This is a genomic window from Spiroplasma endosymbiont of Cantharis rufa, from assembly GCF_964019665.1.
GTDB lineage: Bacteria > Bacillota_I > Bacilli_A > Mycoplasmatales > Mycoplasmataceae > Spiroplasma_A.
This window is the reverse complement of the sequence record NZ_OZ026459.1, coordinates 276,836-302,021: the sequence shown is the minus strand read 5'-3', so window position 1 is coordinate 302,021 and position 25,186 is coordinate 276,836. Positions and strand designations below refer to the sequence as shown.

General features: G+C 24.8%; 27 protein-coding genes, 1 pseudogene, 1 riboswitch and 1 other annotated feature. Of the genes and pseudogenes, 2 read left to right on the top strand and 26 right to left on the bottom strand.

What is annotated here, in order from left to right; translation table 4 throughout:
* Positions 1-198 precede the first annotated feature (198 nt).
* Entirely contained in the window at positions 199-582 is a 384-nt protein-coding gene (locus AACL15_RS01395) for a hypothetical protein (RefSeq protein WP_339034600.1), read from the top strand.
* Between the two features lie 168 nt (positions 583-750).
* Here AACL15_RS01395 and AACL15_RS01390 read toward each other — a convergent pair whose 3' ends face one another.
* The 8 genes from AACL15_RS01390 to AACL15_RS01355 all read right to left on the bottom strand — a co-directional run bounded on the left by AACL15_RS01390 (position 751) and on the right by AACL15_RS01355 (position 7,437).
* Complete coding sequence (locus AACL15_RS01390; RefSeq protein WP_339034598.1) at positions 751-1,608, bottom strand: hypothetical protein; 858 nt, start codon at positions 1,606-1,608, stop codon at positions 751-753.
* A complete protein-coding gene (locus AACL15_RS01385) occupies positions 1,595-2,311 on the bottom strand; it encodes an ABC transporter ATP-binding protein (RefSeq protein ID WP_339034596.1) in 717 nt (238 codons plus the stop codon). Before AACL15_RS01385 ends, AACL15_RS01390 begins: the two co-directional genes overlap by 14 nt.
* Positions 2,312-2,321: 10 nt before the next feature.
* Positions 2,322-3,650, bottom strand: coding sequence for a hypothetical protein (locus tag AACL15_RS01380; protein ID WP_339034594.1), 1,329 nt, complete (start codon positions 3,648-3,650; stop codon positions 2,322-2,324).
* Between the two features lie 232 nt (positions 3,651-3,882).
* On the bottom strand, positions 3,883-4,500 hold the full coding sequence (locus tag AACL15_RS01375; protein WP_339034592.1) for a deoxynucleoside kinase: 618 nt from the start codon (positions 4,498-4,500) through the stop codon (positions 3,883-3,885).
* Complete coding sequence (locus AACL15_RS01370; RefSeq protein WP_422398406.1) at positions 4,501-5,253, bottom strand: pseudouridine synthase; 753 nt, start codon at positions 5,251-5,253, stop codon at positions 4,501-4,503.
* The gene (scpB, locus tag AACL15_RS01365) at positions 5,250-5,810 is read right to left on the bottom strand and encodes an SMC-Scp complex subunit ScpB (RefSeq protein WP_339034588.1); all 561 of its coding nucleotides are present in this window, start codon (positions 5,808-5,810) and stop codon (positions 5,250-5,252) included. Before scpB ends, AACL15_RS01370 begins: the two co-directional genes overlap by 4 nt.
* A 20-nt stretch (positions 5,811-5,830) precedes the next feature.
* Positions 5,831-6,571, bottom strand: coding sequence for a segregation and condensation protein A (locus AACL15_RS01360; RefSeq protein WP_339034586.1), 741 nt, complete (start codon positions 6,569-6,571; stop codon positions 5,831-5,833).
* A 20-nt stretch (positions 6,572-6,591) separates the two neighbouring features.
* Positions 6,592-7,437 carry a hypothetical protein gene (locus tag AACL15_RS01355; RefSeq protein ID WP_339034584.1) on the bottom strand — a complete coding sequence of 282 codons (846 nt, stop codon included), beginning with the start codon at positions 7,435-7,437 and terminating at the stop codon, positions 6,592-6,594.
* 127 nt (positions 7,438-7,564) lie between these two features.
* On the opposite strand from AACL15_RS01355, the gene ispG reads away from it, so the two are divergent.
* Positions 7,565-8,638: a flavodoxin-dependent (E)-4-hydroxy-3-methylbut-2-enyl-diphosphate synthase gene (gene ispG / locus AACL15_RS01350; RefSeq protein WP_339034582.1), complete on the top strand. Its 1,074-nt coding sequence runs from the start codon at positions 7,565-7,567 to the stop codon at positions 8,636-8,638.
* Between the two features lie 8 nt (positions 8,639-8,646).
* Here ispG and AACL15_RS01345 read toward each other — a convergent pair whose 3' ends face one another.
* From AACL15_RS01345 to rsmI, 18 genes and pseudogenes are all read right to left on the bottom strand, one after another.
* Positions 8,647-9,474 carry a hypothetical protein gene (locus AACL15_RS01345; RefSeq protein WP_339034580.1) on the bottom strand — a complete coding sequence of 276 codons (828 nt, stop codon included), beginning with the start codon at positions 9,472-9,474 and terminating at the stop codon, positions 8,647-8,649.
* Complete coding sequence (locus AACL15_RS01340; RefSeq protein WP_339034578.1) at positions 9,467-10,978, bottom strand: hypothetical protein; 1,512 nt, start codon at positions 10,976-10,978, stop codon at positions 9,467-9,469. Before AACL15_RS01340 ends, AACL15_RS01345 begins: the two co-directional genes overlap by 8 nt.
* Positions 10,979-11,038: 60 nt before the next feature.
* Entirely contained in the window at positions 11,039-12,613 is a 1,575-nt protein-coding gene (locus tag AACL15_RS01335) for a hypothetical protein (protein WP_339034576.1), read from the bottom strand.
* 145 nt (positions 12,614-12,758) lie between these two features.
* Positions 12,759-13,307 carry a ribosome recycling factor gene (frr, locus tag AACL15_RS01330; RefSeq protein ID WP_339034574.1) on the bottom strand — a complete coding sequence of 183 codons (549 nt, stop codon included), beginning with the start codon at positions 13,305-13,307 and terminating at the stop codon, positions 12,759-12,761.
* 19 nt (positions 13,308-13,326) lie between these two features.
* Positions 13,327-14,040 (bottom strand): UMP kinase, encoded by a 714-nt coding sequence (pyrH, locus tag AACL15_RS01325; protein WP_339029557.1) that lies wholly within the window; start codon positions 14,038-14,040, stop codon positions 13,327-13,329.
* A gap of 84 nt (positions 14,041-14,124) precedes the next feature.
* A complete protein-coding gene (locus tag AACL15_RS01320; RefSeq protein ID WP_339034572.1) occupies positions 14,125-15,501 on the bottom strand; it encodes an amino acid permease in 1,377 nt (458 codons plus the stop codon).
* Positions 15,491-16,522: an alpha/beta hydrolase gene (locus AACL15_RS01315; RefSeq protein WP_339034570.1), complete on the bottom strand. Its 1,032-nt coding sequence runs from the start codon at positions 16,520-16,522 to the stop codon at positions 15,491-15,493. The genes AACL15_RS01320 and AACL15_RS01315 overlap by 11 nt, the downstream gene beginning before the upstream one ends.
* 112 nt (positions 16,523-16,634) lie before the next feature.
* Positions 16,635-17,585, bottom strand: a complete 951-nt coding sequence (locus AACL15_RS01310) for an energy-coupled thiamine transporter ThiT (protein ID WP_339034568.1) — start codon at positions 17,583-17,585, stop codon at positions 16,635-16,637.
* 25 nt (positions 17,586-17,610) lie between these two features.
* A riboswitch (TPP riboswitch) is annotated at positions 17,611-17,706 on the bottom strand.
* A gap of 61 nt (positions 17,707-17,767) precedes the next feature.
* Positions 17,768-18,622 carry a hypothetical protein gene (locus tag AACL15_RS01305; protein ID WP_339034566.1) on the bottom strand — a complete coding sequence of 285 codons (855 nt, stop codon included), beginning with the start codon at positions 18,620-18,622 and terminating at the stop codon, positions 17,768-17,770.
* Position 18,623: 1 nt separating this feature from the next.
* On the bottom strand, positions 18,624-19,499 hold the full coding sequence (tsf, locus tag AACL15_RS01300) for a translation elongation factor Ts (RefSeq protein ID WP_339034564.1): 876 nt from the start codon (positions 19,497-19,499) through the stop codon (positions 18,624-18,626).
* An 11-nt stretch (positions 19,500-19,510) separates the two neighbouring features.
* Positions 19,511-20,356 carry a 30S ribosomal protein S2 gene (gene rpsB / locus AACL15_RS01295; protein ID WP_339034562.1) on the bottom strand — a complete coding sequence of 282 codons (846 nt, stop codon included), beginning with the start codon at positions 20,354-20,356 and terminating at the stop codon, positions 19,511-19,513.
* Between the two features lie 197 nt (positions 20,357-20,553).
* The gene (locus AACL15_RS01290) at positions 20,554-21,906 is read right to left on the bottom strand and encodes a Sapep family Mn(2+)-dependent dipeptidase (protein ID WP_339034560.1); all 1,353 of its coding nucleotides are present in this window, start codon (positions 21,904-21,906) and stop codon (positions 20,554-20,556) included.
* Positions 21,907-21,917: 11 nt separating this feature from the next.
* The gene (locus AACL15_RS01285; protein ID WP_339034558.1) at positions 21,918-22,766 is read right to left on the bottom strand and encodes a J domain-containing protein; all 849 of its coding nucleotides are present in this window, start codon (positions 22,764-22,766) and stop codon (positions 21,918-21,920) included.
* A gap of 58 nt (positions 22,767-22,824) precedes the next feature.
* Complete coding sequence (rpmA, locus tag AACL15_RS01280) at positions 22,825-23,115, bottom strand: 50S ribosomal protein L27 (protein WP_053945913.1); 291 nt, start codon at positions 23,113-23,115, stop codon at positions 22,825-22,827.
* 1 nt (position 23,116) lies between these two features.
* Positions 23,117-23,428, bottom strand: a complete 312-nt coding sequence (locus AACL15_RS01275) for a ribosomal-processing cysteine protease Prp (RefSeq protein ID WP_339034556.1) — start codon at positions 23,426-23,428, stop codon at positions 23,117-23,119.
* Between the two features lie 90 nt (positions 23,429-23,518).
* Positions 23,519-23,815, bottom strand: a pseudogene (gene rplU, locus AACL15_RS01270) (50S ribosomal protein L21); the annotation flags it as partial.
* Positions 23,816-23,823: 8 nt separating this feature from the next.
* Positions 23,824-23,903, bottom strand: a sequence feature (ribosomal protein L21 leader region).
* Between the two features lie 63 nt (positions 23,904-23,966).
* Entirely contained in the window at positions 23,967-24,251 is a 285-nt protein-coding gene (locus AACL15_RS01265; RefSeq protein WP_339034554.1) for a hypothetical protein, read from the bottom strand.
* A gap of 42 nt (positions 24,252-24,293) precedes the next feature.
* A complete protein-coding gene (rsmI, locus tag AACL15_RS01260; RefSeq protein WP_339034552.1) occupies positions 24,294-25,175 on the bottom strand; it encodes a 16S rRNA (cytidine(1402)-2'-O)-methyltransferase in 882 nt (293 codons plus the stop codon).
* Between the last annotated feature and the right edge of the window lie 11 nt (positions 25,176-25,186).

The following is a 25,186-nucleotide window of genomic DNA, read 5'->3' as shown; positions in this document are numbered from 1 at the left end:
GAAGATAAAAATAATCATTGAAAGGATTTTATTGGCATCAAGTATCCAAATAAATTTATTACAATAACTGCCCTATTATTTGTTATTAAATTTATATCAATCAGGCAATCTCCTAGTAATAAAAATACTATTATTATTACTAAATTTATTGATTGAATAATAATTAAATTTTTAAACAGTATAGACATTAAATAACAAATGGCAAGTAGGCATAACATATATAATAATGAAGTAATTAGTGAGTTCAAAATACAAAAAAATAAATTAAAGTATTCTCATGCATTATTATTAATGAAAAATATTTTTTGCATTGAAAAAAATAAATATTGAAAATTTTTAAAATACAAAAAACTATCTATAATATTTGCAATAATTAAACAAAAGAATAAGGATAAAAAAGATATTAATAAGGTGCAAATTAATATTGAGAAATATATTTTAAACTTATTTATTGCAAATATTTTAGCGTGTTTAACAAGAATACTCTGTTCTCAATTTGAAATCAATAAGGAGAAAGTAAATAAAGAAAAAGTAAAAGGTATTATAAATAAATTAAAAATCTGTCCACTACTTTCAGTATAGTCACTATTACCAAAAGATGTTTTAATTAAGTATGCACTAATAAATATAAAAGTTGGTATTAATATTGCTAATACATATACTTTAAAGTTTTTAAATATAGTTTTAAAAACATAATTAAAAGTTGACCAAAATGATATATTGGATTTTAAAGAATTAAACATATTTTACCTACTTTCATTTGAATAATTTAATTGATAGATACGTTAATATTGATACTAAAATAACTGAAATGACTACTAAAATATATATATTAGTAATAAATGTGTAACTATCGTCATCAGAAATAATTTGCTTTATTCCTCCTCTAAAATCAAGAAAAGTAAATGAAGCTGTAATTAGTAAAGTTCAAACCATATACTTTGTTATTGACATATAGCCTAAAAAAGTTATAAATCAGCTCCTAGTAGAAATAAACGAAGGTATAATAACGTCAGACATAATTAAATAGAAAATAATAATTAAAATTGGAACCACTGCTTGAATATTTTTTGAATTAAATAAATTCATAATTATGACACAAGAAGAGAAAACACTTATTTGAATTAAAATTGAGACAAAAATAAATCAAACCCAATTTCATCAAAATAAGTTTCCTAAATAATTAAAACTTATTTTAAGTTGAACTTTAGAAATTAAATAAATAATTAATATATTTAAAAGTTCTGCAACGAAAGTAAAACATGTAGAACAAATTATAATCGATAAAATAATATCATATGGCTTAGTACCTATAAATTTAAGTCTTTTAATTAATGAAGTTTCCTTTCATGAAAAAAGCATACTAGAGAAATAAGCTCCAGTAACAAAAGAGGGAATCAGAAATAAAGAAGTCATTTGGGGTGGTAATAATTCAAATGTATTTGAATAGTTTGTATAGCCTATAAAACAAATAATAGTAATTATTAATGAAGAGGCAAATATTATTATTCAAGCTCTTTCATTTCTTAAACTTAATGATGTTACTATTGATATTGTTCTTTTGAAATTACTAACTCCTATTTTAAAATTACCATTATTTCTCATCATCAATTTCCTCATAATATTTTTCTAAAAAATATCTAATTGATCCATACTCTTTAATAATTTTTTTTACACTTTCATCCCTATAAATTTCACCTTTATTTAAAACTATTATTCTATTACATATCTTTTCAATTTCTTCAGGTATATGAGATATTACTATTAAAGTAATATCTTCATTTTTTCTTAAATTATCGAAAAAATTAACTAGTTTGATTTGCATTTTTAAGTCAAGTCCTGTTATTAATTCATCTAAAATTAATATTTTTGGTTTTTTAATTATTGATATCATAGAGTTAAAGCGTTGTTGTTGACCACCAGATAAATCACTTAATCGTTTAGTTAAAATATCTTCAACCTCAAATATATTAATTAGCTTTTTTATATATTCGTCTTTATTTCATTTTTTTGAAATTAATAAATTAAGTAAATCTACCCCTCTTGTATTAAATGGTCAATCTCCTTTTTGAAATTGTATTCCAATGCTCTCTTTAATTTTGTTATCAATTTCCTTATTTTCACTTATAAAATTTACTTTACCTTCCGTTGGTTCACTTATTCCAGATATTATTTCTATAAGAGTAGTTTTACCACTACCATTTGCTCCTAAAATACCAATTGCCTCTCCTTTTGCAATTTCAAAATTTAGGTTTTTTAAAACTCATTTATTTTTTTCAAACTTTTTTCATAAATTTTCTATTTTAATCATTTTTATACCTCTAACTCATTTCACTATTTGCAAAAAGTAATAAGTTTCATGTTCTTTGTGTAAAATCCTTAAGCTGAGTATTAAATTCTATTCAGGGATTAAACGGTAGTTCCTCTCTATTGGAGTAGTTATTTGAAGTTTCATCAATTTTATCAACAATAACTTTATCCTCATTTCCTTCTTCTGCTTTAATAAATTCAACTCAGTTATTTTGATCATAACTAATATAAATGTATCTATTATCTGACTTTCCTAAATCAAAGAAAAAGATTCTTAAATCATAAAATGAGTTATATTTATAGGCATAGTAAAGTAAAGACCCAGGACTATCTTGTCTATATTCTTTTCCCTTATTATTAAAAATATTATCTATTCCTTCTAATGGTGCCACTTTTTTTTGATACATTTCAGATTTTGGATCAATGAAATTAATATAATTTAAGGCAATCTCTGCATATATTTTTATTAAATTACTTGCAATATAACACTGTAAATTTTCATTATTAGAATGATATTGATTTCAATCTCATAGCTTGAATTGAATAAAACTATCAACTTTATTATCCTGGATACTAATATTTAATTCTTTTCTTCTATAATATGGATCAAATACATTTAAAATTTCTTCTTCACCATTATTATTTTTCTTTTTTGCAAGAAAATTTAATTTAACTACCTGACCAATATCATTTTTATTAACTTCCTCATTTGTTTTAAAAAAAATATTATCCGCATTATTTAAATTCTCTAAGTTAAAATACTCATTTCCCGATTCATCTATAAAAGAATCCTCTTCATTTATATTAATTATGTCTAATATTTTTTTATCACTTACTGAACTTTGATTAACATATAATTTAAATCCATTTTCCTCTAATGCACTAAAGTTCGATATTTCATACCTTTCAACTTCATGCAAGGGAGATACTGATGGACTATTATGCCCCATTACTTGTAAACCTAAATAAATTGCATCAACACGTTTGCTTTTTATTCTTATTGGTTTTTTTTGCATTAAGTCAACACTAATTTCATCAACATTACCATTTTTAATTCTCTTTGCTTCATTTTCAAGCTCAACTTTATATTTTCAATCATAAGCAGCTGAGTAAGTTTGAGAAGAGTTTACAAGATTTTCTCAACTTGACCTATATTTTGGTTCTAAAGGAATATCTTTAAAATTTAATAAATTATCAAGTGCACCTGATCTACCCTCTTCTTTATTTTTGATTTTAGTAGTAATCAAAAATAAAGAAGAAAATAAAGGTAATACTGTTAATGATGAGATTGCAAATAATAAAAAAATTTTGCTTTTAAAATTAATGATTCCCGATTTCATTTTTTTAACCTCTTTTATAACTTTTAAAATTATAGACAAAAAAAAAAAAAAAACAATTCCCTATAACAGTATTTTTAAGATCCACATAATTTTAGCAACTTATAAACTCATTTAATAACTATTTTAAATATTAAAAAAAAGAAAACTCAAAATTAAGTTTTCTTTTTCAATTCATATAGTATATTTAGAAAGTCTTGAAATAAAAATATTTATTTTTTAAGACTATACAAGTTTATTTTATTAATTTTGGATCTATAGAATAAATTTTATTCATAATAAAGTCCATTTTTGTTTCTAAATTGTCTGTTTCAGCATCTACAACCAAAAAATCAAACATATGTTTTCTTCTTTCAAAGAAATCATCATATTTTTTATTTAATGTTTCTCAATATTGTCTTGGAGTATTAAGTTCTTGACTTCTCCCTCTCTCTTTAATTCTTTGAATTGCTTTATTTGTTGAAACTTTTAAATAAATTATCAAATCAAATGTTGCTCTATGCGCTAAATTTGGAATAACAACATGTTCATAAAAATCAGTGTAAGTTTTATAATCAATATCATTCATTGTTTTTAATTCATGATTAACTGCAACAAAAATTGGGTCTTCCAAAATTGTTCTATCAAAAATTACATTTTCCAAAGATTTTGCTGCAATTAATTGTTGGCTTCTTGCGGTAAGCATATATATTTGCATTTTAAATACATTAGCTTCCATATCTTTGTAATAATCATCAAAGTATGGATTATTATCAATTGGTTCTGGAAATATTTCATAACCTAGTCTTTTTGAAATCTCTTCACTAATAGTTGATTTACCTGCACCAACTGTTCCAAAAATAGCTATTCTCATTTATTTACCTCTCTTAACTTTCAATGAATTGTAAATTCCATAAAACTGTTTAATTTCATGCGACTTTAGTTCTCTAAATTTACCAATTGGTAAATCATCAATTGTTAAAAACTCTATTTGAGTTCTTTTTAATTTTCTTAAATAGATATCTGCTGCAACTAGCATTTTTTTTACGTGATGTTTTCTTCCCTCAGCAATTGTTAATTCAATAACAGATTCATCATATTCTTCATCATATTTAAGTAATCTTGCTTGAATTGCTTTTGTTTTGTAATCATCATCTATAATTACACCATCTACAAGTTTTTTAATTTGATATTTATGAACCTTTCCCTTACATAATGCCTGATATGTTTTTCTAAATTCATATTTTGGATGCATTACAAAGTTTGCAAATTCTCCATCATTTGTCATAATTAAAGCTCCTGATACATCATAGTCAAGTCTTCCTACTGGATATACTCTTAATTTTGAATCTTTAAAAAACTCTGCTACAGTTTTCCTGTCTTTTGGATCGTGCATTGTTGTTAATACTAATCTAGGTTTGTTAAACAAATAATAAACCTTTTCTTTATTTTCATCTAGATTTTTATTATTAATATCAATTTTTACATTTGTATCAAATTTTGAACCCATTTCTCTAATAACAGTTCCATTAACTTTTACTCGACCTTGTTCAATTAATCTTTCTGCTTGTCTTCTTGAACAATAACCTCTAGTCGCTATTATTTTTTGTAATCTTTCTTCCATTATGAACCTCTATTAAAAATGTCTTTTTCTTCTTCTATTGCTTCTTTTAGTTTTGGCAACTCATCTAAGCTATTTAAATTAAAATATTTTAAAAAATCATCTGTTATTTTGTATAACATTGGTTTACCAACATCTTGAGATTTTCCAGCTTCTTGAATTAAATTTCTTAATTTTAATTTATAAAAAATTGTTTCACAATTTACACCTCTAATATCTTCAACATTAGCTCTTGAAATTGGTCCTTTATATGCAACTATAGAGAGAGTTTCAATACTTGCTGTTGAAAGTTTTGATTCGGTTTTCACATTTGCTAGTTTTGTATAATATTCAGCATTTTCTTTTTTTGTAATTAGTCTAAATTTATTTTTTGCAAATTTTTGAATGTTTAAGCCACACGATTCATCACTCTTATATTTATCAACTAATTCATCTATTATTTTTTCAATCTCATTTGCACTACCTTCATTTAATATAAATTGCAAATCTTCAATTGTTGTTCCCTCATCGCCACTTACAAATAATAAACCTTCAACTATTGCTATTTTTTTATTCTTATCCATTATTTTCTCCTCTTAATAATCTAATTCAAATATTTTACAATAACTGCATCTCCATTTTGAGAAAGCGTTATAAATTTCTTAGCTGCTAAATCTAATACAGCCAAGAAAGTTGCTACCATCATTCTAATTGAGAATTCTTTTAATTCAATTAACTTTTCCAAATCAATTTCGTCAATATTATTATTTTTTAAAAATGCTTTAATTTCTTCTGCTACTTCTTCAGGAGAAACATCAACTCTATTAATTGTATTAACTTCCATTCTTTGGAATTTATTTTTCTCAATTGCTTTTAAGAATATATTTGAGAATTTTTCTATATTAATATTATTTTGAGCTAAAGGTAATTCATCATCATCAATTTTAGCTATTTTTATTATACTTTTTGTTTTACTAAAAGTCTTTAAAAAATCTTCTTGTTTAGTTTTAAAAAAATTTGTTACTTCTTTAATTTTGTGATATTCCATTAATCTGCGTATTAAATCATCTCGTTCTTGATCTTCATAATTTGAATCAACTTCTACTTCTTCTTTTGGAATTAATAATTTTGATTTTAATTCTATAAGGTATGCAGCCATAATCAAATATTCACTTGCGATTTCAATATCTAGTAACTCATATTCTTTAATATATCTTATATACTGTGAAGAAAGTTCAATTAAATTAATGTCCATAATATTCATTTCTTTTTCCTTTATTAAATGAAGTAATAAGTCTAGTGGTCCATTAAAATTATTTAGTTGTATTTCATTTCATTTATTCATAATGTACCTCTTAAATTAAACTATTTTTCCACTCTTAAGGAATCTAATGTTTCCTTAATTTGCTCGTTTGATTGTAAGTATTTATTCAACGCTAGCATTATTCTACCAATTATTATGAATAATAACTCTAATGAAAAGCAAATATTATATTTATATGTTGGATCAACAAAATCATGTTCAATGGAATTTCTTAACCTTCTAATATAATGTCAAGCCTTAGAATAAGTTACTATTTCAATAACATCTGATAGTTGTTGGAAATCTAAAGCACTTTTTGATAAAAAAGAAATATTTGGCAAAAAATCATTCGAAAATCTTAATGACTCACTAGAGTACTTTGTAGATTCTTTTTTACAATACTTATCATTTAAATGTTTTGCAATATAAGTTAATTTATCAAATATTGTGTAAAGATATTTAAAACTTTCATTTTGCTGATGAAATTCAACCGAAGTTACACTATACAATTCTTTAAAATTTTTTAGTGCTTCATATTCTTTTGATTTTTCTAGGAAATATTTAAAGATACTTTTAATTTCTACAAAAATTGAAAAATCGAAAGTACTTTCTTGACTATAAATTGTTTTTTCAATTGATTTTTTTACATTGCTTGTATAATTATGAATATTTTCAGTACTTAATTTAATTCCACTTGCTTTTTTAAAAGTAATATCTAGATATCTGGCACTATTATCACAATATTCAACTAATTTTTCAATAATTGCATCATTTTTGAAAAAAGTCTCATCAATGTATTTTTGAATAATATCACTATATTTATTAAACTCTATTAAAGATTCATATTCTTTAGAGGCAAGTGTTTTATTAATTTCAACTATATCTCTTAATGTAGTTTTTCCGGACATAATTTTTACCCCTTACTATATTAATTATACATAAAAAAATTTTTATAACCCCATTATGTGTACTAAAATTTAGCTTATAAAAGAGTGTATAATATTTGAGTAAAGAAAAGACAATTTGGAGAAATTTATGATAAATAGAATTAATACACGAAAAGTTATGGTTGGCAATATTGAAATTGGAGGAAATAGCAATGTTGTTATTCAATCAATGACAACGTCAAAAACTCACAATGTTGAGGAAACTCTAGAACAAATAAATTCACTTTATAAAGAGGGATGTCAAATTGTTCGTGTTGCAGTATTAGGTATTGATGATGCTAATGCACTTAAACAAATTGTATCTAACTCCCCTGTCCCTATAGTTGCGGATATTCATTTTAATTATAAATTTGCCTTAATTGCAGCAGATGCTGGTTGCGCTAAAATAAGAATAAATCCAGGAAATATTGGAATTGAAGAAAATACAATTGCAGTTGTTGAAAAATGCAAAGAAAAAAAAATACCAATAAGAATTGGAGTAAATTCAGGTAGTTTACCAAAAAAAATGGTTGCTCAATATGGTTGAACAGCAAAAGCAATGGTTGAATCTCTTAGAGAACATATTGAGATATTAGAAAAGTATAATTTTAAAGATATTATTTACTCTTTAAAGGCAACCGACCCTTTAATGGCAATTGAAGCATATGAACTTGCTAGTGAAAATTGAGACTACCCTGCACATTTAGGAATTACCGAAGCTGGTAGTTTATTAAATGGAGCAATAAAATCAAGTTTTGGTCTGGGTTACCTTCTTCAAAGAGGAATTGGAAGTACTATAAGAATTAGTTTAAGTGAAGACCCAGTTCAAGAAATTAAAGTTGCAAAAAGATTATTAAACTCACTAGGTCTATTTGAAAATATGGTTGAGGTAATTGCTTGTCCAACTTGTGGAAGATTAGAATTTGCTCTAAGAGATGTTGTTAAGGAAGTTGAAGAATTCGTAGAAGAACTGCAATTCCCTTTAAAAGTGGCAATACTTGGTTGTGTTGTTAATGGACCAGGTGAAGCGAGTCAAGCAGATATTGGAATAGCTGGTGGAAACAAAGGTGGTATTATTTTTAAAAAGGGGAAAATTTTTAAAACTGTTCAACAAGATATGTTAGTTCCGGAATTAAAAATATTAATATTAGAATATTATGAGGAATGAAAAAAGATGCAATAGCATCTTTTTTAAAATTCAATTTGTAATAGAAAACCCTTTTCTTGATTAGGTTCTAAATTTAAAATTGCCGGCTTATCTTTTAACTCCTTAGATGTTCTATTTTTCATATCAGGTAATCCATTTCAATGTTCAATGCAAATAAAATCACAGTTATTATTTTCTCTTCATAGTACTAAATTTTTAAAATCTTTAGTTTTAATTTTAAATTCTATTTCTCCATTATTTAAAATAATATCTTCATTATAATAATTATCAGTTATATACGATTTACTATTATTAAAATCTAAACTTTTATGTGTAAATTCTTTAATTTTAATATCCTTATTTAAGTTTACAATAAGTCCTTCTTCAAATTTATTTGAAAATAAGATTGACTTATCAAATTTTAAATTTCCTTTATTGAAAAATTTAAAACCAGGATGATGTCCAAGTGAAAAAAACATAGTTTCGTCCTCTAGATTTTTTACAATTATATTTAAAAAAAAATTATTCTCTATTAAATATAATTCAATTATAATTTTAAATTTAAAAGGGTATATACGATAAAAATCATTATTTGACATATATTCTATAACCACCCTACTTTTACTCTCCTCAGTAATTTTTCAATTCCTTATCTCTCTAAAAAAACCATGTCTTTCAAGTTTTAAAGTTTTGCCATTATGTTCTAAATTACCATTTAAATTACCACAAATAGGAAATAAAATTGGTCAATTTTTTTTTCATTCTGAAGTCTTTTGATATAGTATTTCTACATTAGATTTCTTAACACTTTTTATTTCAAAAGGATTAATTTCAAAAATAACTTCAATTTCATCATTAAAAATTTTATTCATAATCTTGATTAATATCCTCCTCTATAGCTTTTAAGTTCAATTTTGTTTTTGTTTTTGTTATAACTCTTTTTTTAATTAACATCTTTAAATTTTTTGTAGCTGAATTGTACTTATTATAGTCTGCAAATATTTTATTACTCATAAAGTAAAATATTAATATTGAAACAAGCACAATCACACAAGCAATTGACATTATTAATGTTGAGAAATTATCAAAGTTTCTTAAAAGTTTTTCGATTTCTTCACTTGTTGAAGTCTCTTTAAAAATAAACAATTGATCTAAATTTGAAAAATTTTTAAAAATACCTACTTTTAAACTAGATAAACTATTTTGTGTCACTTCAACAATAAAATATCCAAGAAACATTGAACTACCATAAAAACCTGTAACTGGATTTTTTTTACTTCTATAATTCCAAAATAAACAAGCTGAAAATAATGAGTAAATAATTTGGTTAAAACAAATTCCAGTAAGTATATTTAATAATATAAATATAAATGGATTAGAAATAAATGCCATTATTGTATATGTTGAAAACAAAACAAATAGATTAATATAGATTAAATATTTTTGTTCTATTATTTTTCTTAAAACTTTATAACTTAATATTGAAGCTAATATTGTTGGAATTAAATAAATAAATTCATTAATTCTTAATCAGGTCAAAACATTCTCGTCATTTAGATTTAAATTAGTTAAATTTAAAGCAATATATAACTTTATAAATAATGAGTTGTTAATTGCACTGGTCAAAGTTAATAGAAAAGCCAATGTGTAAATAATAAAAAAAGTAAAATTATTCTTCTTAGGTAAATGTTCTAAAACTTCATTATCAAATACTTGAACTAGGTTTTTATTTTCTTTAATTATAAAATTAATCACAAAGCCTGTAATTAACATCGATATTAATAACAAATTAAATAAAATTATGCTTCCATTGTTATTAGCAACCATATTCACATTATTAAAATAAATTCCTAAAGAAGATGAAAAAGAAATAAATATAAATGTAATTCAAACTGATGGCATAATATATATTCTAAAAAAGCTTTGCTCATTTAAAAATAGAGTAAATAATGTTGAACTTGCTAAACAAAATGAAAGCATAATTGATACAATAATTAACATTCATAATGGCAAATTTAGAAAACTTATCAATGCTAAAACTAAGATTAGTAAAACATTGCTTATTTGAATTCAAATTTTCCTATTTTGCATAATTCCGGTAGTAAAAGTTGCAATTGGCTTTAGAATAATTAAAAATAAAAAAGTTGAAAAAACACTAGCTAAAATATAATTTGTTGAACTAATATTTTTTTGTAAACTTATCTGATTTTTTATTTCAATACCTGCATATCCAGCTGCTACTCAAAATAAAATAATTTGAATTAATCATAAATAAGTAGTCTTTTGCAATTTTTCTTTTTTGCACAAAAATACCATTGAAATAGCACAAACTATAAAAAGTATTGGAAATAGAATTATTATATCTCAGTGTTTCATTTTGCACCTCAAATTATATTTTATTACAAATTAAAACTAAAAGGTAATTTAAATGACCTTTTAGTGTGAAATTTTTTGATGATTTTGTTCTTTTTTAGAAACTACTGGACTGATTTGTTGCTGCTTAATTTTTTTAATATCTTTTTTGATTTTTTTAATTTCATTATGAACTTTAATTAAATAGACACTTGATTCATTATTATAATTTTGAATTGAGTCAATTATTTCAACCCTATTCTCAAGTTGAAAATTATAAAAAGCAATCTTTTTATATTGTTTATCACTAATTATTATCAAATAGAAAACTAAGTAAATTAAGAAAACTAATGTTATTGATATAAATGCTATCATAAAAATAACATCTATCGCATTATTAAAATTGAAAGTAAATATTGCACTTAGATTTAATGTTTTATTTTGAACTCAGTAAACTGAACTTTTTATAAATATTCCAATTATTGGTGTAATCACCATAGTTAATAATAAAATTACTAATCATAAGCTCATTAATTTAAATTTTTTATAAATTTTAGAATTTTTTAAAGCATCTTGATTAAAATTTCTGTTAACTCCAAATAAAGTATTTGTATTATCAACATTATCTTTATATTTTTCATTTAAACTATCTTGAAAATTTTGTTGCTTATTAAAATTTTCAAACAATCTTCTAGTGTTCAAAGGTCCAGTTTCCAAAGTATCAAAGTGTTTTTCATCAAACTCCTTAATTGAGTTATTTGCAAACTTATTAAGCTCAGTTTCTTTTTCAATCACTTCCTTATTTAATAACTCAGTAAAATCATTTTTAAATAAGTTTGTATTATCTTTATTTTCAACTTGATTAATTTCTTTAATCAAATCAGAATTCAGTTCTTTTAATAAAAGAGAATTTCTTTCATTTGAAGGATTAGATTCTAATTCCTTTATTAAATATTTTTTAAATTGATCATTTTGATTAAAATTTGATTCATCAGGTGATGAGATCTCTTTTAATTTTCTCTTTTCATACTCGATTTCATGTTTTTTAAAATTTTTAATTTCTTGTATTCTATTAATTTCAGATTGTTTTTTTTCTTGTTGTAATTTTCTTGTAGGAATTATTTCAGTAGTTTTAGTAGCTACTTCCCCAACCAACTTCAGATCACTAAAAGTCTCACTTATTGGTGAAATATTTTCTAATGAAGATTTTCTCCTTGGTGTTAAGTGGACTTTTGTTTCAGGAGTTTGAAAGTTTTCAACTAATGCAGATGCCGTGTTAGATTTTTCAAATATATTTACTGTTTCATCATTTTCAAAATTATCAAAAATAATATCATCTAATGTAAAAGTATTTTTTCCAGTTAAATCAAACAAACTAATATCTTCTGTTTCTTGTGTTACACCAATTTCTGAAAACAAAGATTCAATATAACTAGTATCAGTAATTTGATTTTCAGTTACCTCTTTTTGTGCTTCTCTTCTTGGTCTTAACTCAATTTGTTGAACTTCTTGAGAATTAACTGTTACTATCTGTTGATCTATTAGGTTTTTTAATTTCAAAAATTTAATGAAAGTAGAATTAATCTGCTTTTCAATTATTTCTAATATTACATAATTTTGGCGATTATACGATACAACCATCCCTATACTAAATCCCATAAGATACACCTCTAATATTTAGTATATATATAAATAAATGTTTTACAACCTTGCCTGAAGGACTTTTATAAGGTATCTTTTAAGTTAAATTAGGGTCAAATATTAGATAAACAAAATAAAAAAAGCATAAGCTTTCTAATAAATACTAAATTTTCATTAAATCATTTTCTTTATCTTTTGCCATTTTATCAAGCATATCAATAAATTTATCAGTGTGTTTTTGAATTTGATTTTCCAAATCTTTTTTTACATCTTCTGGAGAAGAACTATCTTTTTTAATTTTATCATTCGCATCTCTTCTTGCATTTCTAATTCTAACTTTAAAACTCTCAAGTTCTTTTAGCATTTTTTTAACTAAGTCTTTTCTAATTTCTTCAGTTAGTGATGGTATATTAATTCTTACTAAATCAGCTTCTGCAATTGGATTTAATCCCAAATCTGCCTTATTTATTCCTGCTACAACTGCAGAAACCTGACCTTTATCATAAGGTTTAATAACTAACTGTTGAGGTTCAGGAGAAGATACTTGTGAAGTTTGATTTAATGGTGTTGGAGTTCCATAGAAATCAACCATAACACTATTTAGCATATTTGCGTTAGCTCTTCCTGTTCTAATTTTTAATAAGTATTCTTTAAAACTTTCTATTGTCTCTTCCATACTCATTTCAGTGATATCAATTATTTCATGTGACATTTTAAAAATCCTCTCTTATTTATTTAATTACAGTGCTTTCTAATTCACCATGTGCAATTTTGATAATGTTGTCTGCACCATTCATATCAAAGACAACAATTTCTAATTTGCCATCTCTTGATAATGCTGCAGCTGTTGAGTCCATAACTTGTAAGTTTCCTGCAACTAAATCATTATGTGTTAATTTTTTTAAAAATTTTGCTTGAGAATTAGTATTTGGATCAGAATCATAAACTCCTTTAGTTCCATTTTTAGCCATTAATAAAGCATCTGCTTTAATTTCAATTGCTCTAATACTTGCTCCAGTATCTGTTGTGAAGTAACTATAACCAGTTCCTCCAGCAAATATTGTTACATAACCTTCATCAAGTTTTTCTCTTGCATTTCTATAGTTATATGAACTTGTTACAGTTTTAATTTCCAAAGATGAATAAACTTTTACTTTATCAAATCCTAATTTTCTTAATGTCGCTTCAAATGCTAATGCATTCATAATTGTTGCCAACATTCCCATATAATCTGCTTCAATTCTAAATAATTCAAGAGTATCTGCTAACTTTCCTCTTCAAATATTTCCCCCACCAATTACAATTCCAATTTGCAAACCTTGCTTAGTTAATTCAATTACTTGCTTTGCAACAGCGTCTAGTCTTTCCTTATCATAAATGTCTCCATTTCCTTTTAAGGCTTCTCCAGATATTTTCAATAGAACTCTTTTAAATTTTAGTGCCATACTTACCTCGCTAGATAGATTATAACAAAAACCCATATTTTTTTGATAAAAATATGGGTTTTTTGCAATTTAATAATATAAATATTAAATCTGTCTATTATCAATAGCTTCCTTTTTTGTTTGTTTTTGTTGTAAATAGAATTTTAAAAAACCTATTGGAACAATTAAAATAACTAACAATATAACTAAAATAGGTTTTCAAATATCAGCAATTTTTGTTGTGCTTAACATTAACATCATTGACCCTCCAAGTGTTAATAGACAAGTTAAATATGCAAAAGTAACAAATATTCAAAATAGCCAATTTTTGTAAATTTTCTTATAAGTAGGTTCTTTTAACCTTAAGTAAATTACATTAGTTGTCATTAATATTTTTAATGCACTTACTGCTAATGAAAAATATGCTAATAATTCAATAATTTGATTAAAAATTATATACAATATAGCACAGCCAATTAAAAGTAACATAGCCATATATGGTTGATTTGATCATTTAGAAGTTTTTAAAAATGGCTTAGATAAATCTTTTTCTTCTGCCATCTTGTATATCAATCTTGTTTGATATAACAAAAAAGCATTAATTGAACCTATAAATAATAAAATTGCTAAAACATTAAAAGTCATTTTTGATCAATAAGGTAATTTAGAAAAAGCTAATAATCCTTGATTACCATTTGCCATTTCATCCCCTGATGAGGCTAATGATAAAAGAGCAATCCCATATATTAAATAAATTGTAATAACAATTATCACACCACAAATAATTACTCTTGGTGTAGTTTTTTCTGCATTTTTAATTTCTCCTGCCACATAAGTTGGAACTTCTGTACCCGAATATGAAAACATAGTCATTGTAATTGCTGGAATTAATAAAGAAGATGAAATATATGCTTGACCTAAACCTTGATTCATTTCCTTACTACTTAAAAGACCATTAGTTGAACCATAAACTAAAGCTAATAGCATTACAAATAATATAGGTAATGCTTTAATTACTAAAAAGATTATTTGACTTACTTGACTACTATTTTTTAAAAATATTTGAGTTCCCCCAATTAATAATAAAATTAAAATTGATATAGTCTTTAATAGATAAATATCATCAGCTTTTGCCATACTCATAATAATTGTAGATAAAGCTAAGCAACTACTCGCTATTGCAGTTGCTGATACAAATAATGTTAAAACTCAACCAAATCAAAAACTCATAACTTTTCAATTTGCTTTTCTTAATCAACTATAAGTAGTTCCATTTTCTTGAAAAGAAATTGCAGGTTCTACCATTAAAAATGTTTCAGGCAAAATTATTATCCCCCCAATAATTCAAGCTAATATCATAAGCAATGGATTATTACCAACCATCATAAAAACTTGATTAAAAGTAACAAGTAAACTTGAACCAATTGTTGCTGTTAATGTCAAAGCTAACACAGTTCAAAAACCCATTTTCTTATTTTTCATTTTTTATTCTCTCGCTTTCTTTTGAAAACTCTAAAGTTCTATTTATATACTCTTCATTATAATCTACAATTACATTTACATGTTCAGAACCCTTTGGTGTTCATAATATACTTCTTTTATTTTTTTCTAAAGAGATTTTTTTATTATACATATCTAAACTCATTTCATAAGGAATAAATGTATCACCAATAGCATGTATAAAAAATATTGGTATGTCTTTATTAAATTTCATATTTTTAATCAAATTGTAATTATTTTGATTAGTCTTTGTAATTTTACTAAACTTCTTAGTATAATTTAAACCATTGAATCATCAAGCCTTTTTAAAAAAATTATTTTGAATATAATAACGATATTGATATTTAATTTTATTAAAACCACAATCAGCAACTACTCAATTTATTTCATTTTTAAAAAGACCTTTTTGAGAATATAAAATAGAAGTTGAAGCGCCCATGCTATTACCGATTAAACCAATATTTTTAACATTATTGTTAATCTTTAAATCACTTATAATTTCATCTAGCATTTCAACACTTGAATAACCAATATCAGTATATTTGCCATAACTCTCTCCATGTGCAAATGCATCAAAAGATAAAATATTATATCCCTTTTTAAAATAGTGGTAAACAAGTCTTAATGCTAGATATTTATCTTCAGTTCAACCATGTAAAGCAATTACTCAATTATTGCTTTTCTTATTTATAGCTTTAATATAGCTTATATCTCCTTTTTTGGTTTCCAACTTATACTCTTTAATATCATTTTTTTTAAATGACTCCTCTTTTAAATTCATTTTTTTTAAATCTCAATAGTGATAATCTAAACAATTTAATTTACTTATAATATTTGGATACTGACCAATATTCCTGTCTTTTTCAGATCTTGGATATCTATAACAAAAATCCTTATATCTTTTAAAATCCTTTTTTGATTTTATTAAAATTAAAGGAATTAAAATAATTGTAAGTATAATTCTTAAAAAATTATACTTATATTTTTTTATATTTTTAGACATAAAATATTCCTCTCAAGAATTTCACTTTAATTCCTACAAAAAAATTTTAAAAGATATATTGTATATATTTTCATTTTTATAAAAAATGAAAATTTTTTTTATATTAAAAAAACTACCCAATATATTCTTCTTGAGTTAAGTCTCTATTATAAAAAAATCGCTCCTTTACAGTTCAAAGTGACTCACATATTGAGGGAATGCAAATTATTAAAAGTATATAATCAAAAATTGTATTTATGGAATTATAAATAAATGAGTAACCAATATTATTTGCTCAATTAAATTCTTTATTAATTACTTCAATTTTATTTGGATTTAATCAGTATACAACTCCTGAAGTAACTCTTGAGAAATATAAAAATATAATTGGTATAGAAATAAAGGCAAATCATACTCCTATTTTAATAATCATTTTATCTGATTTTACATTGGGTGTGAAAAAACCAGCTGTAAAAATTAATAGAGTTGGCAATCAATAATCAAAGAAAAATTGTCAGAACTGTAAATATGCTCCTGGCAAAAGTATTGATAAAGTTGCTGCTAAGAAACATAAAGTAATTGAAGCTGATATTGACAAAATAAATGCTCCAAAAAAAAGAGGTATATACTTAAATGTTAATGTAATATAAAAAGGCATTGGTGGTATTAATCCTGTTACAAAACCTATTGAAAAATATAAAGCTAATAATAGTGAAATTGAAGTTATATCAAATATTGTTCATCTTTTCAATTTTATTTTTTTAAATTTAAAGTCATGTTTACTTAAATAGTAAATTAAAGTCTCTAAATTTAAAGTTATAAAGGCTAAGGCAATTATGTTTTTTTTATTAATATTATCCTTATCCAGAATAATATTAAGAATTAGTGAAAAATTTATTAAAGTAAATAAAACAAAAAATAATGAAAAGCAAAAAGAGATTGTTATTATTTTTCCAAGGAATAGACTACCGTTTTGATCTCCTACATCAATAATTGTAATAATTGCTCAAATGACTAATCCTAAGCAAATTAATATTCTTATTGTAGATAAAGCTATTGATAATTTTAAAATTTTTTTATTCATGAAGTTCCTCCATGAAAAAAGCAGAATTTTTATTCTAAAGGTCTTCCTACGCTAGTATTAACTAGATCAGGTTCTAAGAGTGTTTCTCAAACTTATTTAAAAGTTACCTCTGCCTTTTTCATATTTATTTTATATTAAATAAAATAAAAACACATATTAAAATGTGCTTTTATATATTAATTTTATTTCTCTAAATCCGTCTTAGATTTTGCAACTGTCTTTTTTGCAGTTGATTCTGCTTTAGAAACTGTCTTTTCAGCTGTTTTTTCAGCTTTTTCAACTGTCTTTTCAGCTTTTTCAACTGTCTTTTTTGCAGTTGATTCTGCTTTAGCAACTGTTTTTTCAGCCGTTTTTTCAGCTTTTGCAACCGTTTTTTCAGCTGCTATTTCTACTTTTTCATTTGGTGCTTTTACATCTTTTTTAGAAATTTCTAAAGCTTCAGCTCTAACTTTAGCCACTTGTTCTTTAAAATAAGTAGCTTCATCTCCCTTTTCTGGATTAACACCCGTTTTTGATGCATTCTCTAAAAAATAAATTCCCAAAGCTGTTTTTTTACTAAATTTTATTTTTTTAATTGTTCTTCTACCTTCTAAGTAGTTAACATAAACAGCGCTTTTTTCATCATCTTCAATTATTTTTTGAATTTTTGATAATTTGATTGATTCTCCTAATGTAACAATTTTTTCATCATCAATATAAAATCATAGTTGATTTGAAAAAAATAAAACCATTGAAAACCAAATAGCTGATGATACAAATGCTATTACAATACAAGTAATAAACAATGACTTAGTTAAACTTTTTAAATCTATAAAATAAAATACCAACGACATAACAGCTCCAAGAATTGATAAAATTTGTAAACCTATTGTAATTCCAACTAATAATTTATTAGCAAACTTAACTTCAGATTTATTAGTCTTAAATAAACTTGTTAAGTATCATGAATAGATTGATGACAAAGGTGCAACAATTAAAAGTACAACTGAAAGAACTAATAGATTACTTGCTTCTAAAGATAATAAGTTATTAATCATATTAATTACCTTCCAACTGTGCTGCAACTTCTGCTGCAAAATCCGTTGTTATTCTTTCAATTCCTTCTCCAACTTCAAATCTAAACATTTCTTTTAAAGTTGCACCTTTTGATTTTACAAAATTACCTACTGTTTGTTTTTCATCCATTACAAAACCTTGATCCAATAAAGTTATTTCAGCAATTTTTTTATTTAGCTTTCCTTTTAAAATATTTTCAGCAACATTTTCAGGTTTACCAGTTAAATCAGTAGTTTCCTTAATAATATGCATTTCTTGATCTTTAAATTCTTGAGGTACATCAGTTTCTGATAAATATTTTGGAGACATAGCTGCAACATGCATACAAACATTATATGCATCTTCACTTGAAATGTTTCCATCAAAATTCAGTAATACAGATATTCTTTTATTTGCATGATTATATATTGCTAAATTTTTTCCTTCAACTGCAGCAATTCTTCTTAATTCAATTTTCTCACCAATTGTTGCTGTTGCTTCTACACAAGCTTCACTAATATTTTGCCCTGATGCTAATTTAACATTTAAAGCTTCTTGCAAATTTGTAGCTTTTGATTTTAATAAAGCATTACCAATATTTTCAATTAGTGCCATAAACTTATCATTTTTAGAAACAAAATCAGTTTCTGAGTTTACTTCAAAAATAATTGCTTTTTTACCATCAGTTTTTGCAAATGAAACTCCTTCAGCTGCTACTCTATCAGCTTTTTTAGCTGCTTTTGCTAAACCATTTTCTCTTAATCAAACTATTGCTTCTTCAATATTACCGTTTGTAGCTTCTAAAGCTTTTTTACAGTCCATCATTCCAGCAAAAGTCATTTCTCTTAATTCTTTAATTAATTGTGGTGTAACTGCCATTTTAATCTCTCCTATTTAGTTTCTTCTTTAATTACAGCAGGTTTTTTAGGTGCAGCTGATCTTTCACCCATTGAATCATTATTTCTTGGTGTATATGGTGGTCTATGACCTTCTCCATATTGTTTCTCTTCTTTTTTCTGAGCAATAATTTTTAAACTACTTGGCTGCATTTTAATACCTGCTGCATCAGCATAAACATCAACTATAAAATTAGTAATAATATTTACTGATTCTTGAATATCGTCATTTGCAGGAATTACAAAGTCAACCATATCTGGATCAACATTTGTATCACATATAGCAATAACTGGAATTCTTAATTTTCTTGCTTCTTTAACAGCAATTTCATCAGTCTTAGGATCAACTACAAACATAGCTGCAGGTAGTTTATGCATCTGCTTAATTCCACCTAAAGTTTTTTCTAATTTAGCTTTTTCTTTTCTAATTAAAATTTGTTCTTTTTTAGGTCTTAAGTTTATTTTTCCTGTTTTTTCTTCATTTTCAATATCTCATAAAGTTTTAATTCTTAATGAAATTGTTTTCATATTTGTTAATGTTCCACCCAATCATCTTGAGTTTACAAAGAAATTCCCACTTCTTAGTGCTGCTTCTTTTACTGCATTTTTGGCACTTCTTTTTGTACCAACAAAAATAATCTTCTCTTTTTTTTGTCCAATTAAAGTAACATATCTTTTAACATCTTCTAATCTTCAAATAGTTTGTTGTAAATCAATAATATGATTTTTGTTTTTTGCTCCATAAATATATGGTTTCATTTTTGGATTTCAGCGCTTAGTTTGGTGTCCAAATTGAGCTCCAGCATCTCATAATTGTTCTCTTGTTAAATCTTTTGCCATGATTTAAGGTCCTTTCAAATTTTTATTTGTTAATCTTCCATAATGGTTCAAAATAAATCCACTTGTTTAATTAAAAATAACAAGCACTAGGAGATAAAATTCCCATATGTGATTGCATACCCAAAATTAAATATACAATATTTATAGTATATCATTTTTTAATATTTGTTCTACAAAAAAATAATGCTTTAAAAGCATTATTTTAATTTTGTTAATTTAACTAAAGATTTTGCATAAATTTCCATCATTTTCTTTAAATCATCAATTTTCACATATTCGTTATATGCATGCATAGTTGAATCATTCATATCAAATTCTGCTCCAAAAGCAATCATATTTGGCATTGATTTTGCGAATGTTCCCCCGCCAATTGCTATTGGTTCAGCTTTCAAATCCCCAGTTACTTCTTTATAAACTTGCATAATGTTTTTTACGACTTCACTATCTTTTGGAAAATAAACTCTATCTTCAATTGAAGATAATTTTAATTCAAGCTTTTGATTTGAAACAAATTTTTCTAAAACTTCCACAACATCTTTTTTTGGATCTCTTGTACAAGGTATTCTGAAATTAATTGTAAATCTAAAGTCTTTTTTAGAAACATCAACTATTCCATTACAAGCAGTTAAAGTTCCAGTCTCATCTGTTAAGTCACCAAATATCTCTTTCATATCAAAATTTAGATGAACATATTTTGAAACAAATTCAGCCAAAGGATGTTTTAATCCAATCTCATCAATTGCTTTTAATAATCAAGTTGATGCAGATATTCCTTTAAATGGTAAGCTTCCATGAGCTGATACTCCCTTCACAAATAAGCAGTTATCTTTTTCATAAGAATCAATTGAGTTTTTCTTTAATCAAGCTGCAATTTCGCTTTTTTTAGGTCCATTATATTTAACTAAATCATTTACGGCGTTGTAAACTTCTCCTCCACTTAGTTCAAATTCTGATTCAAATTTTCCCATTAAATCAACATCAGCAATTCATTTTTCTGCATAGACAACAGGAAAATGACCATCAGGGACATATCCCAAATCACACAATTGCTCATTTGCAACATATGCTTCCATACATTCTCAGTTTGTTTCTTCACTTGTACCAAAAATAAATCTAACTTTATAATCTGGTTTAAAACCATTATCAATTAAATATTTAAAAGCAAAAATATTCATCATTGTAGGTCCTTTATCATCAAAAGTCCCTCTACCAATTAATTTTCCATCTTTTATTATTGGTTCAAATGGATTAGTTTTTCACTCATCAATATTTCCTGCAGGAACAACATCTAAATGACAAATTATTCCAAATAATTTATCCCCAGTTCCATAATCTGCATAACCATATCTGTAATCTGGAGCTATAAAAGTTTCAAAACCAAAACCCTTTAGTAAATCTATACAATGATTTAGAACATTTTTTATTTCTTGATGTACAGACGCTCCATATGTCAGATCTCTTCTATAAGATGGCATAGCCACTATTTTTTTTGTTTCTTCCAAAGCTTGATCAAAATATTGACCTAATAATATTTCTTTAACTACATTCATAGATATTCTCCTTAATTTTTATTTCTTTCTTTTACAACAATATCATAGGCATCATTTATTTGAGCCATTTTTTCTTTTGCGTATTCATTATTATTTTTATCAGGATGATATATTTTAGCAAGTTTTAAATAGGCTTTTCTAATTTTATCATCTGAATCAGTTGGTAACACTTCCAAAACTTTGTAAGCTTCTATTAATTTTAGTTGCATTTCATTAACTTTAAAATCTGTTTTATTTTTTTCTTTTGATTTAACTTGCAATTGAATTTCAATCATTTCAATAATTTTATTTAATTGTTTAGAAAATTCAAGAAACTGACTGTCAATATATTCATTTAAACTTTCTGGTCTAATTGATTTAAAACCTTTATTTTCTTCTTTAAAAATGATAGCTGGTATAACTGCTAAAATAAATGTCTGCTTATACAAATTAAAAGTTTTTGTAATAAACTCACTGTATATCAATAATAGAACTTTTGTTGAAAATACAATAAAATTTTTTTTGGATAAGTTTTCAAAAATTACAAAAAAATCAAATTCTTTAACTGCTCAATAATCATAAAAACTTTTTTGAGTATTTTCAATAGTAAAAATTAGTTTTTCATTTTTATATTTTTTCTTTATTTCTTTAAATTCAGATTTGAAAGGAAATCTATTAAAACTCTCAACTAAATCAATTTCCTTTATTAAAACCACTTTATCCTTTTGACTTGCAAATGAGGATTTAAAATTTTTTAATGCTTCATTAACTTGAATATTATCTTTACTATTTTTTTCACGTTTTCCTAATTTAATCTTATACAAAAAACTTAAAATACCAAATAAAAATAATAAAATAAAAACTAATACTCAAAATGACATTATTAAACTCCTCTTTTCATTAAAAAAACTCCTATTTAAAGGAGCCTCTTATTTATTATTATTTAGATTCTTGGGGAATAACAACAGCTCTAGTTCTGTTTTTACCAAATCTTTGATATTTTACTATTCCTGATACTAATGCAAATAATGTATCATCTCCACCACGTCCAACATTTACACCTGGATGGATTTTTGTTCCTCTTTGTCTGAAAATTATAGAACCTGCATTAGCAAATTGTCCATCTGCTTTTTTAGCTCCTAAACGTTTTGATTCTGAGTCACGACCATTTCTAGTTGACCCTACTCCCTTTTTAGAAGCAAAATATTGTAATCCTAATAAGAAACGCATATTAAATCATCCTTTCTATTTTAAAATTCTTTGGATATTGTACCTCAATAGTTTCTAGTTGAATAATCATAAACTCTAATAGATGATTTAATAAATTATCCTCTATTATTACTTTTATTTCTATTCTATTTGCATCAACATTAATTTCTATATTTTTATTAAATTTAATATCTAATGCATTTAATGATCCTGAAACTATCCCTGTAATTGCAGCACATACAAGATCTTCTCCATAATCTTTTAAATTTGCATGTCCACTTATTACAAATGAATTTATTTTATTTTCCTTTTTAAAAATTTTTGCTTTTACCATCAACTATTCCTCTGTTTTATTTGAAGTAGAAGTTTTTGGTGCAGCTGTTGTTTTTGGTGCAGCTGATTCTATTGATGGTTTTGAACCACTTAATGAAATAGTATCAATCTTAACCTTAGTATAAGGTTGTCTGTGACCATATACTTTATTAACATTTTTCTTAGGGTGATATCTAACAACTCTAAGTTTCTTTCCTTTACCTTGTTTAACAACAGTTCCTATAACTGTTGCTCCTTTTATTAAAGGTGAACCTACAGTTCCATCAATCATTAGAACTTCATTAAAAGTAAATTTTTTACCTTCTTCGACCTCTAATTTTTCAATATAGATTTCATCTCCTGATTGAACTTTAATTTGTTTTCCACCAGTTTTTATAATTGCGAACATCTTTATTCCTCCCAGTCTAGACTCGCCTTGTATGTGAGTTATTTTGCAAACTTCTTTATAACATACAAAAGTGCGGTTGAAACTAGCAACCTAAATAATTTTATACCAAATTAATAGATTTTTTTACTTTTTTTTACTTTTTAAGCAAATATTAAAACAAATTTACTACATTTGGAACATTATTTTCAGCTTCAATTGCAGCTTTATTCGAAGTTGAATTATCTGTCTTAAAAGTAGAATTTCCAATTTTAACATCTAGTTTATCAACTTTATTTAATGAAATTGCTGTAAAAACAGTAGTGGCAATTGCTCCTATTGAATTTGAAAAAAGTTCACCAATTGATTTTGTAATAGAACTAAAACCATTAAGCAAAGCTCCTGACATTCCTTTACCTCCAATAATTTCTCTTGATTTTTGTATAGATAATTTTTCCATATTTAGACCTCCATTATTAATGTCGTCATAATATTTAAAAAATTAATCCTTATAAAAATATTTTGTTAATTCATTTTTATTTACAGAGTATTTCTTTGAAATAGTTTTTATTGCTTCCTTTTTACTAATATTTTCTAATATTAGTTTTTCAACCTCACATATAATTAATTCCATATCTACTTTTATTTCATTCTTTAAAGAATATTTAGAATCGATAACAACACAAAATTCTCCTTTTAAAATTAATTTATTATTATTAATATATTCACAGATCTCAATAATTGTTCCCCTTAAAAACTCCTCATTGAGTTTTGTTAATTCTCTTGCTAATACAATATTTGTATTTTCATTTAATTGTAGTGAGAGCTGATTTAATGTTGCTTGAACTCTATGAACAGATTCATAAAAAGCTATAATAGTATCACCATTCTTATTCTGCTTAAAGATTTCTTGCATATCTTTTTCTATATTTTTTTTATCTAAAAAACCCAAAAATAAATTCCTTTTTGCAATAAAACCTGAAGCTACTATTGAATGAATATATGCAGGACCACAGTTTATTGAAGTTATATTCACTTTTATATCATTTTCAATAATATTTTTAATAACAATGGCTCCTGGATCACTAATACAAGGAACACCAGCATCACTAATTATCGCTATATTTTTACATTTTTTAATATCTTCCATTATTGTTGGCAAGATTGAATATTCATTAAATTTGTGTAAGGCTTTTAATTTCTTTGATAACTTTAATTTTTCAAATAATTTAAAACTCACTCTAGTATCTTCACAATAAATAACATCAGAGATTTCAAAAGTATCAATTACTCTTTTTGATATATCATTTAAATTACCAATTGGAGTTCCCACTAAATATATCGTGGTCAAATCATTTTTAAATGTGCTTTGAACTTTTAACATATGGCACTCTC